16 protein-coding genes are annotated in these 18,126 nt (G+C 69.4%); 9 read left to right on the top strand and 7 right to left on the bottom strand.

Translation table 11 applies throughout. The annotated features are described in order from the left end of the window. Positions 1 to 16 precede the first annotated feature (16 nt). From FNH09_RS01365 to FNH09_RS01355, 3 genes are all read right to left on the bottom strand, one after another. Positions 17 to 1,465: an MFS transporter gene (locus FNH09_RS01365; protein ID WP_152884220.1), complete on the bottom strand. Its 1,449-nt coding sequence runs from the start codon at positions 1,463 to 1,465 to the stop codon at positions 17 to 19. 298 nt (positions 1,466 to 1,763) lie between these two features. Beyond that, positions 1,764 to 3,215: an aldehyde dehydrogenase gene (locus FNH09_RS01360; RefSeq protein WP_152884218.1), complete on the bottom strand. Its 1,452-nt coding sequence runs from the start codon at positions 3,213 to 3,215 to the stop codon at positions 1,764 to 1,766. 118 nt (positions 3,216 to 3,333) lie between these two features. Next, positions 3,334 to 4,173, bottom strand: a complete 840-nt coding sequence (locus tag FNH09_RS01355; protein ID WP_152884216.1) for an oxidoreductase — start codon at positions 4,171 to 4,173, stop codon at positions 3,334 to 3,336. A gap of 170 nt (positions 4,174 to 4,343) precedes the next feature. Between FNH09_RS01355 and FNH09_RS01350 the strand changes: the two genes are divergently transcribed. After that, positions 4,344 to 4,889, top strand: coding sequence for a TetR/AcrR family transcriptional regulator (locus FNH09_RS01350; protein WP_152884213.1), 546 nt, complete (start codon positions 4,344 to 4,346; stop codon positions 4,887 to 4,889). 227 nt (positions 4,890 to 5,116) lie between these two features. Here FNH09_RS01350 and FNH09_RS01345 read toward each other — a convergent pair whose 3' ends face one another. Together FNH09_RS01345 and mdlC are read right to left on the bottom strand one after the other, a co-directional pair. Then, positions 5,117 to 5,584, bottom strand: coding sequence for a nuclear transport factor 2 family protein (locus FNH09_RS01345; RefSeq protein ID WP_152884211.1), 468 nt, complete (start codon positions 5,582 to 5,584; stop codon positions 5,117 to 5,119). A 67-nt stretch (positions 5,585 to 5,651) separates the two neighbouring features. Beyond that, the gene (mdlC, locus tag FNH09_RS01340) at positions 5,652 to 7,223 is read right to left on the bottom strand and encodes a benzoylformate decarboxylase (protein ID WP_162467966.1); all 1,572 of its coding nucleotides are present in this window, start codon (positions 7,221 to 7,223) and stop codon (positions 5,652 to 5,654) included. Between the two features lie 479 nt (positions 7,224 to 7,702). On the opposite strand from mdlC, the gene FNH09_RS01335 reads away from it, so the two are divergent. After that, entirely contained in the window at positions 7,703 to 8,530 is an 828-nt protein-coding gene (locus FNH09_RS01335) for an alpha/beta fold hydrolase (protein ID WP_152884207.1), read from the top strand. A gap of 173 nt (positions 8,531 to 8,703) precedes the next feature. Here the strand turns inward: FNH09_RS01335 and FNH09_RS01330 are convergent, their stop codons facing one another. Continuing rightward, positions 8,704 to 9,474 carry an aminoglycoside adenylyltransferase family protein gene (locus FNH09_RS01330; protein WP_338017428.1) on the bottom strand — a complete coding sequence of 257 codons (771 nt, stop codon included), beginning with the start codon at positions 9,472 to 9,474 and terminating at the stop codon, positions 8,704 to 8,706. Positions 9,475 to 9,744: 270 nt separating this feature from the next. Here FNH09_RS01330 and FNH09_RS01325 point away from each other — a divergent pair, with 270 nt between their 5' ends. From FNH09_RS01325 to FNH09_RS01305, 5 genes are all read left to right on the top strand, one after another. Beyond that, positions 9,745 to 10,419 (top strand): Type 1 glutamine amidotransferase-like domain-containing protein, encoded by a 675-nt coding sequence (locus FNH09_RS01325; protein WP_152884338.1) that lies wholly within the window; start codon positions 9,745 to 9,747, stop codon positions 10,417 to 10,419. Positions 10,420 to 10,880: 461 nt separating this feature from the next. Next, complete coding sequence (locus FNH09_RS01320) at positions 10,881 to 11,897, top strand: GlxA family transcriptional regulator (RefSeq protein ID WP_338017427.1); 1,017 nt, start codon at positions 10,881 to 10,883, stop codon at positions 11,895 to 11,897. After that, the gene (locus FNH09_RS49415; protein WP_152884200.1) at positions 11,894 to 13,687 is read left to right on the top strand and encodes a thiamine pyrophosphate-binding protein; all 1,794 of its coding nucleotides are present in this window, start codon (positions 11,894 to 11,896) and stop codon (positions 13,685 to 13,687) included. Before FNH09_RS01320 ends, FNH09_RS49415 begins: the two co-directional genes overlap by 4 nt. Further along, entirely contained in the window at positions 13,659 to 14,312 is a 654-nt protein-coding gene (locus FNH09_RS01310; protein ID WP_152884197.1) for an SRPBCC family protein, read from the top strand. The genes FNH09_RS49415 and FNH09_RS01310 overlap by 29 nt, the downstream gene beginning before the upstream one ends. Next, the gene (locus tag FNH09_RS01305) at positions 14,309 to 15,328 is read left to right on the top strand and encodes a 3-oxoacyl-[acyl-carrier-protein] synthase III C-terminal domain-containing protein (protein ID WP_162467965.1); all 1,020 of its coding nucleotides are present in this window, start codon (positions 14,309 to 14,311) and stop codon (positions 15,326 to 15,328) included. The genes FNH09_RS01310 and FNH09_RS01305 overlap by 4 nt, the downstream gene beginning before the upstream one ends. A 212-nt stretch (positions 15,329 to 15,540) precedes the next feature. Here the strand turns inward: FNH09_RS01305 and FNH09_RS01300 are convergent, their stop codons facing one another. Next, positions 15,541 to 16,113 carry a TetR/AcrR family transcriptional regulator gene (locus FNH09_RS01300; protein WP_162467964.1) on the bottom strand — a complete coding sequence of 191 codons (573 nt, stop codon included), beginning with the start codon at positions 16,111 to 16,113 and terminating at the stop codon, positions 15,541 to 15,543. Between the two features lie 245 nt (positions 16,114 to 16,358). On the opposite strand from FNH09_RS01300, the gene FNH09_RS01295 reads away from it, so the two are divergent. Both FNH09_RS01295 and FNH09_RS01290 read left to right on the top strand, forming a co-directional pair. Beyond that, positions 16,359 to 17,375 carry an alcohol dehydrogenase catalytic domain-containing protein gene (locus tag FNH09_RS01295; RefSeq protein ID WP_152884193.1) on the top strand — a complete coding sequence of 339 codons (1,017 nt, stop codon included), beginning with the start codon at positions 16,359 to 16,361 and terminating at the stop codon, positions 17,373 to 17,375. Positions 17,376 to 17,447: 72 nt separating this feature from the next. After that, positions 17,448 to 18,126, top strand: a 679-nt coding sequence (locus FNH09_RS01290; RefSeq protein WP_476691262.1) for an SLAC1 family transporter, incomplete at its 3' end; no start/stop codon positions are given.

Raw genomic sequence — 18,126 nt, 5'->3', positions numbered from 1 at the left:
TCGTCGGCCAGTACTTCTAGACCTGGGCCGGAGCTTCAGCGGCTGGTGGGACGGCCGCGGAAGCGGAATCGGTCTCGGCGACAGCTGCACGGACACCACGCCGGGGCGACGGCACAAGGGTGGCCATGAGGGCGGCCGCGGCAAGGAGCCCGGCCAGGAGCGTGAATCCGTGGGTGTAGCCGGAGTCGTAGGGCAGGCCCGAGGGCTGAAGCCGGCTGGTCACCAGCAGACTGGTCAAGGCGGTGCCTATGGAGCCGCCGATGGTACGGAGATTGGCGTTCATGCCGGTCGCGGCGCCGGTCTGCTCGGCGGGGACGCTGCGGACGATGAGGTTTGCCATCGAGGCGAAGGCCAGGCCGATACCGAAGCCGAACAGGCCTGCGACGAGTGCGACCTGCCACTGCTGCTCGTGCCACGGTACGAGGACGCCGCAGGCGACCGCGGCGAAGACGGAACCGGCGATGAGGAGGCGCTTGGACCCGACGACGGGCTCCAGGCGGCCGCTGAGGATGCCGGAGACGAACATGGCGATCAGCATGGGGACCATGAGGAGTCCTGAGCCGGTGACGCTTGCGCCGAACCCGTATCCGGCGGAGCGGGGCGTCTGTACGAATCCGGGCAGGAACGACCAGATCGCGAACATGCCGGCGCCGAACAGCAGACCTGCGGCATTGGTGGTCCAAACGGCGGGCAGACGCATGATGCGCAAGTCGATCAGCGGGCTCTTGGCGCGGGATTCGGCGAACAGCCACAGCGCCCACAGCACGACGGCGGCGGCGAACAGGCCGGTCACCCGGGCGGAGCCCCAGCCCCAGTGCTTGCCCTGGGTGAGGGGCAGGAGAAGGGCGACCAGCCAGCCGGACAGGAGCACCGCGCCGATCCAGTTGACCGATCCGGCTGCGCGGTTGTGCGACTCCGGAACATAGCGCAGGGCTATCACTGCGGTCACGGCGACGACGAAGACGGGGATCCAGAACAGCCAGTGGTAGTCGAGGGCGCCGATGATGGGGCCGGCTGCGACCATGCCGAGGCCGCCGCCGGCAGCGATCACGGCGGACAGGTTGCTGATGCTGCCGCTGACCTTCTCGCGAGCGAACTGGTCGCGGATGATGCCGAACGACAGCGGGAAGAGCGCACCGCCGGCGCCCTGGATGATCCGGGCGGTGATCAGGACGCCGATGTTCGGTGCAAGGGCGGCGAGCAGACAGCCCGCGAGGACGGCCAGAAGGACGGCGACCATGGTCCGCTTCTTGCCGAACAGGTCACCGACACGGCCCAGGATCGGCGTGAATACGGAGGCGGACAGCAGGTAGGCGGTCATCACCCAGGTCACGGTCGATTGGGAGGTGTGCAGCGCGTGCTGGACCGTCGGCAGGGCCGGTGCGATCAGCGACTGAAGCATGGAGAACACGCCTGCACCGGTCGCGAGGACCGTGAAGGTGAGGCGTGTCGAGGGACGGGGCATGGAGTGACTCTCCGGAGAGGGGGCGCCGGCCGTCGTCCTTCGGCGTGTGTCTGGCACGCCGGAAGGGCAACGGCGGTACGGCGCGGTTGTGGCTTGCTTCGAGAGGTGGGATCACGGCCGTCGGTGGCGCGCGTCAAGTGCGGCTCGGCGTTGCAGGTGGCAGCGCGGTACGAGGTGGAGCGTTGCTTTCGGGTGCCGGATCCGACGGGGCGGAGATGGCCTGCGGTCAGTACCCGGGTGTTCGAGAGGATCCGGGAGTTGTCCTGCCTCGTCCGGGGTTCGTGCGACCGGGACGTGACTACCGGTTGCAGGTGATCGTCTTGTGCTCCACATAGCCGGTCAGCCCGACCTTGCCGTACTCGCGGCCGAGCCCGCTCGCCTTGTATCCACCGAAGGGGCCGTCGAAGCTGATCGGCGATCCGTTCAGCGTGACTGTCCCGGTGCGCAGACGTCGGGCGATGGCCAGGGCGCGATCGGGGTCGGCGGACCAGACACCCCCGGACAGGCCGTATTCGGAGTCGTTGGCGATGCGGACGGCGTCGTCGTCGCCGTCGTAGGCGATGACGACCAGAACCGGGCCGAAGATCTCCTCCTGTGCGATGCGCATGCTGTTGTCGACGTCGGCGAACACGGTCGGGGTGACGTAGTTGCCCTTTTTCAGGCCCTCGGGGACCTGCGGGCCTCCGGTCACCAGCCGCGCGCCTTCCTCGATGCCGGCGTTGATGTAGTCGATGACCCGCTGCTGCTGGTCAGGGCGAATCATCGGGCCGATGAAGGTGTCGGGGGAGGCAGGGTCGCCGACCTTCAGCGCCTCGACCATCTCCTTCACCGCTGCCACGACCTCGTCGTAACGACTGCGGGGAGCCAGGATGCGGGTCTGCAGGATGCATGCTTCACCGTTGTTGCCCAACGAACCGAACCGCAGGCCCTGCATCGCGGCTGTCAGGTCCGCGTCGTCCAGGAGCAAGGCGGCGGACTTGCCGCCCAGCTCCAGACCCACGCGCTTCAACTGCTCTCCGGCGATGGAGGCGATACGGCGGCCGGCCCGGGTCGAACCGGTGAAGGAGATCTTGTCCACCCCGGCGTGCGACACGAGGTACTCGCTGGTTTCACGGTCCGCCGGGAGGACGCTCAGCACGCCCTCGGGCAAGCCGGCCTCGTGCCAGAGATCCGCGAGCAGTGCCATGCTCAGCGAGTTCTCCGGGGAGACCTTCAGCACGACGGTGTTGCCGGCCAGGAGGGCAGGGATCAGCTTGGCGGTGGCGGCGGAGAACGGTGAGTTCCACGGTATGACTGCGGCGACCACACCGATCGCCTCACGGCGCACGATGGTGTCGAAGGCCGCCGACGGGTCGGACGGTGCGACGACCTCCTCCCAGCCGAACTCCTCGGCTGCCTTGAGGTAGGCGTTGACCTGGCGCGTCAGGAAAGGCTGGCCGACCTTGGTGAACCAGCCGGCGGAACCGTTCTCCGCGGAGATCGCCGCCGCGATCTCGTCGGCGCGGGCGGAACGCAGTGCGTCGTAGCGACGAACGATTTCCTGACGTTCCTCCGGCGTGGTGTGCGGCCACGGACCGTGATCGAAAGCCTTGCGGGCCGCGGCGACGGCCTTGTCCACGTCGGCCGGTGCGGCCTGCGCCGCGCGGCCGAGCACCGACTGGTCGTGCGGGGAGAGGATGTCGAGCGTCAATTCGGGAGCGCTGGGAGCGACCCAGGAGCCGCCGATGTACAGATTGTCGCGCACAGTCATGTCTGTATTTCCTTCAAGTGCAAGGGGGATGGGGCCCGAGGAAGGGGTGAACCCGCCCGGCGGCCACTTCGCGGGGCCGGTGTCTCGATCAGCAGGGCGCCGTGTCCGCAAGGTGGTTTCAGGCGGCGGGGTAGTCCGTGGAGCGGCTGACTTCGGCCCACTTGTTGGCCTCGGCGAGACGGCCTTCTTCTGAGCTGACGGCGATCCCGAGTGCGTCGCTGCCGAGCAGCAGTCGGCGCGGAGGCTCCTCGGCGCCCACGACGTCGATGACGGCTCGGGCCATGCGGTCCGGGTCGCCGGGCTCGTTGCCGGCGTACTCCGCGAAGCGGGCCAGCCACCGCCCCACGGTCCCCTCGTAGTCGGCAGTGATGGGACCGGACGGTTCTGCCGCACCTGCGGCCCAGCCGGTGCGGATGCCGCCCGGCTCGACGATGGTGACCTTGACGCCGAACGGCGCCACCTCGTTCGCCAGCACCTCGGAGAACCCCTCGACGGCGAACTTTGCAGTCTGGTAGGCGCCCAGACCCGGCGTACCGCCCACGCGACCGCCGATCGAGGAGATCTGCACGATGTGTCCGGAGCGCTGGTGGCGCATGACCGGCAGGACCGCCCGGGTCATGTTGACGACGCCGTACAGGTTGGCGTCGATCTGCGCGCGGAATTCGTCCTCGGGGAAGTCCTCGATCGATCCGCTGGTCGCGTAGCCGGCGTTGTTCACGACGACGTCGACCGAGCCGAACCGCTCCACCGCGGCGTCCACCACGTTCCGGGACTGGGATGCGGAGGTGACGTCCAGCTCCATCGCTTCGAGCCGTTCCGGGTGCTCGGCCTTCAGGGAAGCCAGCGCCTCAGGCTTGCGGGAGGTCACCACGACGTTGTCGCCGGCCTCCAGGGCCGCGAGGACGAGGGCCTTGCCCAGGCCCTGCGAGCCCCCGGTGATCAGCCAAGTCCGTGCCATTGCATGTTCCTCATTTCGTTGCTCGTCCAGGACCCCGAATGGGGCAGCAACTCGACTGTAGACGAAACGAACAAAAATGCAACATGACTGATGCAGAACACGCCCGTGTCGCATCTCACTGATGGCGGATAGGGGTGTAAGTGACTACTGTGCGATAGACTCGCAAGATCATGAGAGCTGACGCCGCACGCAATCTGACTGCCGTCCTCCATGCCGGAGCTCGGCTCCTGGCCGAGGATCCGGGTGCTTCCATGTCGGCCATCGCCGCGGCCGCAGGCGTGGACCGAACCACGCTCCACCGTCGGTTTGCGAACCGCGAAGCCCTGCTCAGCGCCGTATTCCAAGCCAAGCTCGACTCCGCCGAGCGTGTTCTGGACGAGGCGCGCCTGGTCGAGGCCCCCCTGCCGGTCGCCCTCCACCGCTACCTCGAAGGGATCATCCCCGTCAGCCGCCAATGGCCGCTCGACACACGCCGCATGATGCAGAGCGATCCCGCGGCCCGTGACCGCAGGCAAGTCCAGAGTGCACGTCTGGACGCCTTCATCCGCCGGGCTCTGGACGAGGGCTACCTGCGCGCCGACGTCGACGCGGCCTGGGCGCGGACGATCCTGGACCAACTCGTCGACACCGCTGCCCACCGGTTCCCCGAACTGGAACCTCCCCAGGCCGCCGACCTTGTTGTCGCCACGTTCCTGAACGGCCTCGGCGCTGCCTGACCCGGCCTCACCACGGTCCGGGCCGAGAACCGCGGACACGCCGCCGGAGCCCGCTCAAGCCGTCCGGGCGACAACCGCACAACCTGCCGCCGCCGTGGAGCCGAAAGAGCCAGGGCCGTGACTCACAGACCCAGGCACCATCCGCCCCCGCACATCACCCGAGCGCCAGGGCAGGACTAAGCCCGTGACGCCGAGTGATGTGCGGGGGCAGGCGATTCTTCAGGTTTTCAGAGGCCGAGGTCGGAGAGTCCGGGGTGGTCGTCGGGGCGGGGGCCCAGCGGCCAGTGGAATTTGCGCTCGGACTCCTCGATGCGCAGATCGTTGATGCTGGCGATACGCCGCCGCATCAGGCCGTCGTCGTCGAACTCCCAGTTCTCGTTGCCGTAGGACCGGTACCAGTTCCCGGAGTCGTCGTGGCACTCGTAGGCGAACCGCACGGCGATACGGTTGCCCTCGAACGCCCACAACTCCTTGATCAGGCGGTAGTCCTGCTCGCGCTGCCACTTGCGGGTCAGGAACGCGACGATCTCGTCGCGCCCCTGGAGGAACTCGGCACGGTTGCGCCACACGCTGTCCGGCGTGTAGACGAGCGACACCGTGTGCGGGTCGCGGGAGTTCCAGCCGTTCTCGGCGCCGCGGACCTTCTCCACGGCACTCTCGTGGGTGAAGGGCGGCAGTGGGGGCTTGGTGGCCATGCTGTCTCCGTTGTGGGGCGGTTGGGCGGCAGCCGTCTGCGGCCGTGCGAGGTCGGATGCGTGTCCGTCAGCGTTGGAGGACCTCCACCAGGCGGGGGCCGGTGGCCGACGCCCCCTTGCGGATGTGCTCCGTGAGGTCGTCCAGCGATTCGGCCCGGTGCGTCTCCACGCCGTACCCCCGGGCGATGTCCAGCACGTTGAGGCCGGAGATGTCGAGATACTCGCCCTGGGGTACGTGCAGCAGCTCCGAGAACTCCTCCAGCGCGCGGTACTTGGTGTTGACGCACACGACGAATGTGACGGGCACGCGGTAGCGCGCCGCGGTCCACAGGGCAGCCGGGGTGTACTGCATCGCGCCGTCCCCGATCAGCGCGACGACGGGGCGGTCCGGGTCGCCGAGCCGCAGCCCGATGGCGGCCGGCAGGCCCCAGCCGAGGCCGCCCGCGGCGCAGTAGAACAGCGACTTCGCGCGGGTGATGGTCAGCCGGTCGCGCACCAGGTCCGACGAGGTCCACTCCAGGGCGATGACGGTGTCGTCGCTCTTGCCTGCCTCGACCGCGTCGAGGATGGCCTCGGTGGTGAAGTGCGGTCCGCTGGTGTCCGCTGCGGCGATCGTGCGCTCCGCGGGCCACGGCCGCTCGCTCGGGGCCGCCAGCGCGGCGATGCGTACCAGGGCGTCGGCAGGGTCACCGACCGAGATGCGCCCGAACGGTGCGCGTGCCGCCTCGTCCGGGTCGTCGGTGACCGCGTACACGCTGACGCCCGGACGCAGGAAGTCGTCCGCGCTCGGCGCGTGGTAGCGGAACACCGGCGCCCCGATGCAGACGACCACGTCGTACGGTGCCAGCACGTCCGCGATCGCGCCCGCCGCGGAGGGGAGTTGGCCCTGGTAGCAGCGGTGCCGGGTCGGGAAGGGCGAGCGGGGCGGGCTGGGCGCGATCCAGACCGGCAGGCGGGCGTGTTCGGCCAGCGCGACAGCGGCCTGGAACCCCTCCTCGGTGTCCGCGCCCGGCCCGAGGACGAGAGCCGGCGCCGATGCGCCGTCGAGGGCCCGGACCAGGGTGTCGAGCGCCTTCTGCGGAACCACCGGGGTGCCGTCCACGCCGCGTTCGAGCAGATGCTTCAGCGCGTTCTCCTCCGCCGGCTCCGTCCAGTCGTCCAGCGGGACGGACAGGTAGACCACGCCGCGGGGCGCGGAGCCGGCGAGCATCAGGCCCTTGGACACCGGAGCCGGGCCGTCCTGCGGACGCAGCGGCTCTCCCGACCACTTCACCAGCGGGTCGGCGAGCTTGACCGGGTCGACGTTGGTGAGCATCGCGCCGATCGGGACGTAACGCCGCGCCTGCTGGCCGGCCATGATGACCATCGGCGTGTGGCAGTCCGCCGTGTTGGTCAGGCAGCCCATCGCGTTGCCCGTGCCGGAGGCCGCGTGCAGATTGAGGAATCCGATGCTGTCCGAGGCCTGGGCGAAACCGTCGGCGATGGCGATCGCCGCGCCCTCCTGCAGGACCAGGTAGTAGGGGATGTCGTCCGGGAGACCGGTGAGGAAGGAGAGCTCGTTCGACCCGGGATTGCCGAACACCGCCTTCACCCCGTGGTGACGCAGTATGCCGTAGAAGGCGTCACTGACAGTAGTCAAAACGAGCCCCTCGGGTACGCGTGGCGGGTCGGCCCTCTGACCGTACGATCGAGCCTGAAACTCGGCAAATCGTCTCTTATTGGACCGTGTATCGCCGTCACGCCATGCCCCGCACACGCTCAGCTGGCATCACAGCCCCTTGATGACGGGCGCCTCATTACGCCTCCTGCACCAGTCAAGAAAGTCCGCGCGGCCGCGCCGAAAACACCCGCCCCCACCCAGGCGCCCGCGACCGCCAGACAGTGTCCGGGACGGTCGAGCCCGCCGGGGCGGGATTCCTCGAAGCGCTGAATCGGATGCCCTCGATTAACGTTGCCGACGACGTGCCGGCTCAGGTCGCCCTTCGCCGCCGACCTCCTTCGGCCCCCCGGACGTCCGAAGCCGGCCATCCGGCACGTGGCGTGGGAGAAAACCCAACTCGGGCACTGAACCCGCGTAGCCCGTGGAGTTCCGGGACCAGTTTCGAAAGGAACACAGCCATGCCCTTCGCCACCGCCAAGGACGGAACACGGATCTTCTACAAGGACTGGGGGTCCGGGCAGCCCGTCGTGTTCTCCCACGGCTGGCCGCTCACCGCCGACGCCTGGGACCCACAGATGAAGGTGATGGCGGACAACGGGTTCCGCGCCGTCGCCCACGACCGGCGCGGCGGCGGCCGCTCCGACCAGCCCTGGAACGGCAACGACCTCGACACCTACGCCGACGACCTGGCCGCGGTCATCGAAGCCGAGGACCTCCACGACGTCATCCTGGTCGGCCATTCGACCGGCGGCGGCGAAGTCACCCGCTACATCGGACGGCACGGGACCAGCCGCGTCGCCAAGGCCGTCCTCGTCGGCGCGATCCCCCCGCTGATGCTCAAGACGGACGCCAACCCCGAGGGCCTGCCGATCGAGGTCTTCGACCAGATCCGCGAGGGCGTGGCCACCGACCGCTCCCAGTTCTACGAGGACCTGAGCGGCCCCTTCTACGGCGCAAACCGCGACGACTCCACCGTCACCCAGGGCACCCGCGACGAGTTCTGGCTGTGGAGCATGACCGTTGGCATCAAGGGCGCCTACGACTGCGTCAAGGCGTTCTCGGAGACCGACACCACCGAGGACCTCAAGAAGATCGACGTGCCCACCCTCATCGTGCACGGCGACGACGACCAGATCGTTCCCAAGATCGCCGCAGGGGACAAGTCCTCCAAGCTCGTCAAGGACTGCGTCTACAAGGTCTACCCCGGCGCGCCCCACGGTCTCGCGATGGTCCCCAAGTTCGCCGAGATCTTCAACAAGGACCTCCTCGAATTCGCCCGCTCATGAACGGCGGCCGACGGCAGCGGCCGTAGCGATCCGCCGCTCGGCCGCAGACGGCACCCGGGTTCGCACGGACCGGACTCACCTCGAGTCCGGCGAACCCGGGTCTGGGCCGCGGGCGGCGGAAACTTGGGAGACAGCCCGTCGGGTCGAGCCGGCGGGACTTCAGGCAGCGGCCCTCACATCTGCGGGGTGCGAGTGAGCAGCCGGTCGATCTCAGCGAGCACGCGGTCCGCATGCGGACGCACCTGCGCCCGCAATGCGTCGCTCCAACTCTCCTCGGCGTAGTGACAGCTGAGATAGAGCTGCCTGGCGTGTTCGAGGGCGGCGCGGTGCTCGGGCGGGAGCCGGGCGATGGCCCAGTCGGCAGCGGCGTCCTTCGACTTGATCCGGCCGGTGGCGAGCGTGGTCCAGATACGGGCGAAGGTCAACAGGACGTTGCGGGTGTCGCTGTCCAGGTCGTCCAGCAGGCCGGGGATACCCGCCACGCTCGCCCGGACCAGGTCGACCTGCGGAACCGGGTCGAGGACCTGTGCCGGGCGCGGGCCGGTCAGGGGGTGGTCGCCGGCCAGCGCCATGGTGATCAGCAGGGCCAGATCGGGCATCGGCTCCGGCTGGGGGACCTCCCCTGCCTCGTACTCGGCGCGCAACCACTCGCCGTAGAGGAAATCGCAGGTCGGCGGGTACCGCCACGGCCGGACCTCGGACTGTACGACCACGGTGAGCTCGACCGGGCGGGCCCTGTTTCGGGAGCCGGAGATCTGGAGCAGTCCACCGAGGAGTGTCCGTCGATCCTGCTCGTCCATTCGCCGCCGGGAGACGACCAGCACGTCGACGTCGCTGGCCGGCCTGAGTCCACCGAGTACGGAGGAGCCGTGGAGGTAGGTGCCGATGACGTCCTGGCCCAGCGCACCGCCGACCAGTCCCAGGATCTCCTGAACCTGATTCACCGAACCAGCGTCTCCTGTCATCCGGCCGACTGCACCGGATTATCTGACTTCGGCTGAGGGCTTCGTTCCCTTCCGGCAGCGGCACTTGTCCATGAGTTCAGGCTCTGGTCCACTGCGTGTGGCGGGCTCACCGGCGGTGATGTCGGTGGCATGTGGTGAGATGGCCGCGCTCTGTCAGCCGCCTGACGGGGGATCGTTCCGGCGCCTGGATACCCGGCGCTGACCCGTGGCTCCTGACCTGGGACCTATGAGCAAATCGGGAAGGACATGATGAAGCTCCTCCTCACCGACTCCGGCATCACGAACGGGAGCATCCAGGACGCGCTGGTCGACCTCCTGGGTAAGCCGATCGACGAGTCCAGCGCCCTCTGCATCCCCACCGCGGGCTACGGGGCCCCCGACGCCGATCCGGGCGGGCCGTGGCGATTCATCAGCGGGCGATCCCGCAACCCCATGATCGACTTGGGGTGGGAATCGGTGGGCGTGCTGGAACTCACCGCGCTGCCCAGCATCGATACGGCGCGCTGGGTCTCCTGGGTCCAGGAAGCCGACGTCCTGCTGGTCAACGGCGGTGACGCGCTGTATCTGAACCACTGGATGCGGAAATCCGGGCTGGTCGAGCTCCTGCCCTCGCTGCCCGACACGGTCTACGTGGGACTCAGCGCCGGCAGCATGGTGATGACCCCCCGCATCGGGCAGGACTTCGTGGGCTGGAAGCCGCCCACCGGCGGCGACAGCACACTGGGTCTGGTCGATTTCTCGATCTTCCCGCACCTGGATCACCCGGCTTGTCCGGACAACACCACGGCCGCGGCAGAACGATGGGCCGCCGAGATCGCGGGCCCGGCGTACGCGATTGATGAACAGACCGCCATCAAGGTGGCTGGCGGCACCGTCGAAGTGGTCTCCGAGGGGCACTGGAAGTTGTTCAACCCGGCCTCATGAAGCTTTCCTGCCCGGTCGCGGTCCGCCTGGCCGGGGTGGTCATGTGGCAGGAATTCCTCCGTTGTCACGGACATCGGGCACGTCGGGCAGGCATGGGCATGCGGATAGCTCTTCCGCACCGGCAAGCCGCATAAGCCATGGGGCGGGGCCCGGGTGACCCGGCCGAGACGCTGTTCACCCAAGGACGCCTCAGCCAACGGCACTTCGGGGTCGAGGGCGACGGCCGGGCGGCTGCCGAGGGCGGGGAAGGCCGTCGTCCAGCGCGAGAACGACTCGTTGTGCCGTGAGGGCGACGCCGTTCAAGCCAACACCCTGTGAGCCGCCTCACCGGCCCCTCTTCCGGGCGGCGCCGGAACTGCCTGGTCAGCCGCACATTTCGGTTGATCGCCCACTGAGCGTTGGCCGGATACGTCAGTAATCCGGCATTGCAGCCAGTACCTTGCCCGATACAGGGTGTGATCGTGTCTGACCGACGTGTTGTTGTGGTGCTGTACACGGGCGCACTGGCCCTGGACATCACCGGACCGATGGAAGTGTTCGAAACCGCCAACCGGCTCCTCGGCTCGCCGGGAAGGCCCTATCTGCTCGACCTCGTCTCCGCCGACGGACCGCGGGTGCGCACAAGTTCGGGGGTGATCGTGGAGGCCTCGCCGCTGGCGGCGGGCGAGGGACCGATCGACACGCTCCTCGTGCCCGGCGGTTGGGGTCTCCACAGTGCCTTACGGGACCGGGCGCTGGTCTCCTGGATCGGCCGGGCGGCGGCACGCTCCCGCCGAGTCGCCTCCGTATGCGGTGGATCCTTTCTGCTGGCCGAGGCCGGGCTCCTGGACGGCAGGCACGCCACCACCCACTGGGCATACACCGAGGCGATGGCCGGCCGCTATCCGGAAGTGACGGTGGACGCGGAGCCGATCTTCGTCTGGGACGGCCCCTTCGTGACCTCCGCAGGCGTGTCGACCGGGATCGACATGGCGCTCGCTCTGGTGGAGGCCGACCACGGCGCCCCGCTCGCGCTGGAGGTGGCACGGTTCCTGGTGCTGCCCCTCCGGCGGCACGGAGGACAGCCGCAGGTCAGCGCCGTCCTCGACGCTCAGCTGGCCGACCATCCGCCGATCCGCGCCGCCCAGGAGTGGATCATGCACAATCTGGATCACCGGCTGCCCGTGGCCGAGATCGCCCTGCGGGCCAACATGAGCCCGCGCAACTTCTCGCGGGTCTTCCGGCGCGAGGTGGGCGCGACCCCGGGGCAGTACGTCGAGCGAAAGCGCATCGCCCGCGCCCGTGAGCTGCTGGAGACCACGGATCTGGCGATCGCCCAGATAGCGCGACGCTGCGGATTCGCGGCCCCCGAGACGTTCTTCCGCTCCTTCGGACGGGCGCTGGGACTCACTCCCCGGCAGTACCGGAACCGCTTTCAGCTCATGTCACCGTCCGGACCCGCCGACCGGCACCACGAGACGGACAGGAGCCCCGCATGACGACCACGACCTCACACCCGCCCGAGGCGGAAGCGACACGCCTGGTCGACTACCTGACGGGGGAACTCGCCCGGGAGGGCGTCACCCATGTGTTCGGCGTCGGCGGCGCGAACATCGAGGACCTGTACGACGCCGTTCACCGCGGCGGTGCCGTCCGCGCCGTCGTCGCCAAGCACGAGTTCGCCGCCGTCACCATGGCCGACGGATACGCCCGCACCACCAGGCGCCTGGGCGTGGTCGCCGCCACCTCGGGCGGCGGCGCGATGAATCTCCTGCCGGGCCTGGCCGAGGCACATGCCTCCCGAGTGCCCGTGCTGGCGCTGGTGGGACAGCCGCCGACCGGGGAGGAGGGCCTCGGCGCGTTCCAGGACTCCAGCGGCAAAGGGGGCTCCTTCGACGCCCGGGATCTCTTCGGACCGGTCTCCCGGTTCTGCGCCCGAGTCGAGGACGCCGACGCGCTGCCCGAGTTGCTGGATCAGGCCCTGGCCGCGGCCCGGAGCCATCCGCGCGGACCGGCGGTGCTGCTGCTGCCCAAGGACGTGCAGCAGGCGCAGCTCCCGATACCCGGCCGCAGGCCGGCACCGGCAGGGAACGCGGCTGTGGCGTCGGTGGCACGGCTGGACCCCGCGGCCCTCACCTCCGTGGCGCGGACCCTTCGAAGGTCCAGCCGCGTCCTCGTCATCGCCGGTGAGGACGTCGCCGCCGCCGACGCGCGTGCCGAACTGGCCGAACTGGCCCGGCGCCTGGGTGCATGGGTGGCGGTGACCCCCGACGCGAAGGACGTCTTCGACAACCGTGATCCGCGGTTCGCGGGCGTGGCGGGGGTGATGGGTCACTCCAACGTCGAGGACTGCCTGCGGCGGGCCGACGTGTGCGTGCTGGCCGGTACCCGGTTCCCGCTGGTGGCGCGTGGCGGCCTCGACCAGGCCCTGGCCGGCACCGAAGTCGTGTGCCTGGGGCCCGAGCCGGCGTTCGTCGAGGGCACCGCGCTGGGCGGAGATCTGCGGGAGGTGCTGCGTACGGTGGCCGACCGGCTTCCGCCGCTCTCCCGGGCCTGCCCCCGGCACGCCGCCCCCCTCCCCCCCCTCACGCCGAGCCCCGCGCCCCGGAACCCGGCGCGAACCGTCCCCTACCCCCAGGCGCTCGCCGCGGTGGCGGCGGCACTCCCCCAGGACGCACACGTCTTCGTGGACGCCGGCAACGCGGGAGCCGGCGCGATCCATCACCTGCCCGCGCCGCGCCACGGCCGTTTCGTGGTGGCGCTCGGCATGGGCGGCATGGGCTACACCTTCGGCGCCGGCATCGGTGCCGCGCTCGCCACCGAACGCCGAACCTACGTACTCGCCGGCGACGGAGCGTTCTTCATGCACGGGATGGAGGTGCACACCGCCGTGGAGCATGCCGCGCCCGTGACCTTCGTGATCTTCAACAACAACGCACACGCGATGTGCGCGCTGCGGGAGAAATTCCTCCAGGGCGGAATCCGCGACGACGACCTGTTCGCCCGCACCGACATCGCCGCCGCGATGGCCGCCGCCTTCCCGTCCCTGAAGGTCTGCGACGCCGCTGACGCGACGCAGCTGCGCAAGGCGCTCCTGGAAGGCAACGAGAGCGCGGGCCCCGCGTTCGTCGCGCTGGAGTGCGACCCCTACGAGATCCCCCCGTTCCGTCCCTTCCGCTCCTTCGCCGAAGCCGCCGCGGCGCCCGGCACTGGCGACGGCGCCGACCGGTCGGAAACCGAGAACAAGGAGAGTCCCCACCATGAGCAGGACATCGTCCGCATTGGCTGACATCCCCGGTCTGATGCGCATCGAGAACCCCGGCAAGGAGGAGCTGACCGCGCACTGCATGGAGCTCACCCACTCCGTCTACCCGCACCATCAGGTCTACGGGCAGTACTGCACGATCCACGCCCACGTCGACTGCCCGCCGGAGCAGGTCTACGACTACCTCCGCCAGGGGCACCACCTGGAGGAATGGACGTGCAGCCTGCGGGACTTCTCCCCCTCGGGCACGCCCGGCCTCTGGGTGGGCCTGGACCGGCTCGAGGACGACACGAAGATCTACTGCGAGGTCGTCGCCAACGCCAAGGCCATGACAGTGGACTACCACTGCTCGTGGGACCAGGGCGAAACACTGTGGATGATCTACCTCATGCGCGTGGTGCCGGCCTCGCTGGTACTCGGCAAGCCGGGGTCGGTGATCACCTGGACCAACTGCCGACACCCCTACTACGACGACAACCCCCACCCCGACAAGGCTCCGCGCCCGGACAGGGCTTGGGTGGGCGACTTCTGGGACCTCTTCTACGCGGGACACACCGTGGAGATGAACAACCTCAAGGCGATCCTTGAATACCGCCACCGCAACGGCCTGCCGATCAGCTCGGCACCGGCGAGGACGGTGGCCCGGTGACCACCGTCAGCCTCACCGACGTCGCGAGCTATCTGCCCGGTGAGCCGGTGCCCGCCGCGTTCTACACCGACTACCCCGGCGCCGAGGACAAACTGCGCAACCACCCCATGTTCAAGGTGCCACCCGCACGGCACCACGTGGCCCCGGACGAGACCAACGCGGACATGGTCGAGCGCGCTGTGCAGCCCCTGTTCGAGCGGCACGGCCGCAGCGAGATCCGGGGCGTCGACGTGCTGTTGGTCCACAGCCAGCTGCCGGATCTGCCGTTCGTGGGCGCCGGTACCGAGGTGGCACGCCGGCTGGGGCTGAGCCCGGAGTGGCTCGTCGACGTGGCCAACGCGGGCTGCGCGTCCTTCGTGTACATGATGAAGCTGGCCCGGCAGATCCTCTCCACGACCGACGCCAGGACCGCACTCATCTGCAACGCGCAGAGCGCAGCGGGCCAGTGCTTCACCCAGTCCGAGGTGCGCAGACTCGCCCAGGCCGCGATCCCGGGCGACGGCTGCGGCGTGGGGTACCTGACGACGTCGGCCGACAGCCCCGTCCTCGACGTGGAGACGCGGCACATCGGTGAGTACGCCGGGGACATGACGGTGGCGCTCGACGACGGCCGCAAGTACTGGGAACCGGGTGAATCCCAACTGCGCATCGGCTTCACCGAGGCCAGTCTCGCCAAGGTTCTGGCTCGCGGAAACCGCCTGGTACCCGAGGTGATCACGGAGCTGTGCCGGCGCCTGGGCGTCGCGACGACCGACATCGACACCCTCATCACCAACCAGCCCAACCGCACCTTCCTGCGCAACTGGAGAGAGGCCCTGCAACTCCCTGCCGAACGGCACCTCAACACCTTCGAGGAGTACGGAAATCTGTTCGGCGCGGCCATCCCGATCACACTGGACCGCGCGATCCGCTCACGGCAGGTCGAGGACGGTGCCTTGGTGGTGCTCGGAGGTTTCGCCCACGCCGGCGATTTCGCCGGCGCCGTCGCGGTCCACTGGAACGGCGGACGGGGCTGACCGACGGATGTCCCCTGTACGACGCCGACCGGCTCGCAACGAGAGCCCGGGACACCAGGCCCAGTTGCGGCGCCGGGAAGCAATGGCGCTCACCCATGACGAGGTCTGCACGGTGAGTGACTCTGCCATCGGCTCTGGCCCATAGTCGGTGGGGGCCGGCAGGGCCTTGGCTCGGGCGGCGGCGCCTGTGGGCCTTCGGCGACCGGCCGCGATCAGCGCAGGAGGACGCCGAAGACCATGTGGAAGAAGGCGTCGAAGGGAGCGGAGGACTTGTCGGCGCGGGCAGCGATCAGCGTGCCCTCCCAAGCGCTGAGGAGGAACAGCGCGGCCTCCTGGACGTCGAGCGAGGCGTCCAGCTCGCCCGCTTCCTGGGCTTCGGTGAGCACCCGCCGGAGGTGCGCGACCCACCGCTGGAAGCCGCCCTGGACGGCGGAGCGGATCTCCTCGGAGTGGTCCGCCATCTCCGCGCCCAGGTTGCCCACCAGGCAGCCGCGGGCGAAGTCACGGGCGACCGTGTCCGCGCCCAGGAACTCGAAGTGCGCCCGGAGCCGCTCCAGCGCAGGTTTTCCGGGCGTGTCGAGCAGGTCGAACCTCAACCCGGCGCCGTAGCGGCTCAGCGCCTCAAGGGCACTCTCCTCCTTGCTGGCGAAGTGGTTGTAGAACGAGCCCTTGGGGGCCCCGGCAGCCGACGTGATGTCGCTGATGCCCGTGGCATTGAAGCCCCTCGTGCGGAACTGCTCCAGGGCTGCCTGCGCGATCTCCTCGCGCTTGGACGCGCGTGCCATCCTCACCACCACCTCTTGGTCAATATGTCCGGTCACCTTGCCGAAGGTCAAACCGTGTTCACCGGCGAAGCGGCTCTCCCGCCCGACGCCACGTGAATCCATGGCTCGGCTCCCGGACCTGCTTGACTAAGTTTAAAGCGACCGGTCATATTGAAGTGACCGGTCATATTGCTCGACCGGGTCCCCGCCTCCCCCAGGCCTCCGCCCTCCCCGTGTCGGCAGAGGCAGCACCAAGGAGAAACGTCATGTCCACGTACCGAGCCTTCGAAGCCACCGGTGTCCACCAGCTCCGGCTCGTCGAGCGTGATCTGGTCGACCCGAAGCCCGGGCACGTCCGGCTCAGGACGGAGGCCTGCGGTGTCTGCCACACCGACGTGCTGGCCGTGGAGGGACTGCGCCCCGACCCGTCACGCCCCGTCGTTCCCGGTCACGAGATCGTCGGTGTGATCGACGCCGTGGGCGCGGGCGTCACCGCCTGGAGGCCCGGCGACCGCGTCGGCGTCGGCTTCCTGAACGGGCACTGCGGGGAGTGCGAACCGTGCCGCCGTGGCGACTTCGTCAACTGCCTCGGCCAGGAACAGACCGGAACGACCATCGACGGCGGATACGCGGAGGTGACCTACGCCCGCGCGAGCGGACTGGTGCGCATTCCCGACGGCATGCCCGCCGTCGAGGCAGCTCCGCTGCTGTGCGCCGGACTGACCACCCTCACCGCGCTCCAGCAGACCCCCACCCGTGCGGGCTCCCTGGTCGCCGTGCAGGGGATCGGCGGGCTGGGTCACCTGGCTCTGCAGTACGCACGCAGCCTCGGACACCGTGTGGCCGCCGTCGCCCGCGGCCAGGAGAAGGAGCAACTCGCCAGGGAGCTGGGTGCCCACGAGTACATCGACAGCACCCTCACCGACCCCGGCACGGCGCTGGCCGACCTGGGCGGCGCGTCGGTCATCGTCGCCACGGCAGCCAGCGGCACGTCCATGAACCCCCTGGTCCGCGGGCTGGCCCCGGGCGGCACGCTGGTGGTCGTCGGTGCCGCCCCCGACCCGCTGACGGTCGGCACGGCCGACCTGATCTTCGGCACCCGTCGCATCGCCGGCAGCCTGACCGGGTCGTCGATCCAGAACGAGGACAACCTCGCTTTCAGCCTGGCCCACGGCATCCGTCCCAGCACCGAGACCATGCCCTTCACCCACGCCATGGACGCCTACGAGCGGATGCTCTCGGGCAAGGCCCGCTTCCGCGTCGTCCTGGACATGAACGCCTGACCACGCGACGATCCGCGCCGCCGGGCGGGCGAGGCCCGGCGGCGCCCTGGCAATCCCCTTGAGGTTCCCCCCATGACCGGCATGCTCGACACGACAGCGCACACCAGCACGGCGCCGCGCGGCAGCGGGCCCGCGCGTCCAGCCGCCGAGATCGTCTCCGACGTCGACGGCCCCCACGCCACCCGCGCCGCACGGATCAGGCTGCTGTCCGTCTCCCTCGGCACCGCCGGCCTCGGCGGAGCCTGGCAGGCGGCGGTGACCGCCTTTCCGCCCGCTTCGCAGGTCAGCGACGTCCTGTTCACCATCAGCGGTCTCATCTGGCTGGTGTTGCTGGCCCAGTATCTGCGCCACGGCGGAACCCGGTGGCACAACCTGCGCCACGACCTGCGCCATCCCGGCGACGGCTTCACCCTCGGGTACGTCCCCATCATCGGCATGCTGATCACAGGACACTTCTCCCGGTTCGAGCTCACCGGGGCACGCTGGGGCTACGCGGTGTTCCTTGTCCTGGCCGCCTTCATTGCCGCACGCCTGCTCGCCCACTGGCTCACGGGCACCCTGAGCACCACCGCTCTGCACCCCGGCTATCTGCTGCCCGTCTCCTCGGCACCCTTCGTCGCCAGCGCCGTCGCCTCCGGCCTCGGACTGCCTGGCGTCGCCGACGCAGCCTTCGCGGTGGGGTTCCTGTACTGGCTCGCCTTCGGCACCGTCATCCTCGGCAGCCTCGTCACCGGTGGCCCCCTGCCAGAAC

This window comes from Streptomyces adustus (assembly GCF_009377175.1).
In the GTDB taxonomy this organism is placed as follows: domain Bacteria; phylum Actinomycetota; class Actinomycetes; order Streptomycetales; family Streptomycetaceae; genus Streptomyces; species Streptomyces adustus.
This window is presented reverse-complemented; position numbering and strand designations above follow the sequence as displayed.

Coding starts and splice junctions, on each gene's coding strand:
- FNH09_RS01310 (WP_152884197.1), top strand. CDS start 13,659: ATGAGCAGGACATCGTCCGCATTGGCTGACATCCCCGGTCTGATGCGC.
- FNH09_RS01325 (WP_152884338.1), top strand. CDS start 9,745: ATGAAGCTCCTCCTCACCGACTCCGGCATCACGAACGGGAGCATCCAG.
- FNH09_RS01365 (WP_152884220.1), bottom strand. CDS start 1,465: ATGCCCCGTCCCTCGACACGCCTCACCTTCACGGTCCTCGCGACCGGT.
- FNH09_RS01350 (WP_152884213.1), top strand. CDS start 4,344: ATGAGAGCTGACGCCGCACGCAATCTGACTGCCGTCCTCCATGCCGGA.
- FNH09_RS01360 (WP_152884218.1), bottom strand. CDS start 3,215: ATGACTGTGCGCGACAATCTGTACATCGGCGGCTCCTGGGTCGCTCCC.
- FNH09_RS01335 (WP_152884207.1), top strand. CDS start 7,703: ATGCCCTTCGCCACCGCCAAGGACGGAACACGGATCTTCTACAAGGAC.
- FNH09_RS01300 (WP_162467964.1), bottom strand. CDS start 16,113: ATGGCACGCGCGTCCAAGCGCGAGGAGATCGCGCAGGCAGCCCTGGAG.
- FNH09_RS49415 (WP_152884200.1), top strand. CDS start 11,894: ATGACGACCACGACCTCACACCCGCCCGAGGCGGAAGCGACACGCCTG.
- FNH09_RS01355 (WP_152884216.1), bottom strand. CDS start 4,173: ATGGCACGGACTTGGCTGATCACCGGGGGCTCGCAGGGCCTGGGCAAG.
- FNH09_RS01295 (WP_152884193.1), top strand. CDS start 16,359: ATGTCCACGTACCGAGCCTTCGAAGCCACCGGTGTCCACCAGCTCCGG.
- FNH09_RS01345 (WP_152884211.1), bottom strand. CDS start 5,584: ATGGCCACCAAGCCCCCACTGCCGCCCTTCACCCACGAGAGTGCCGTG.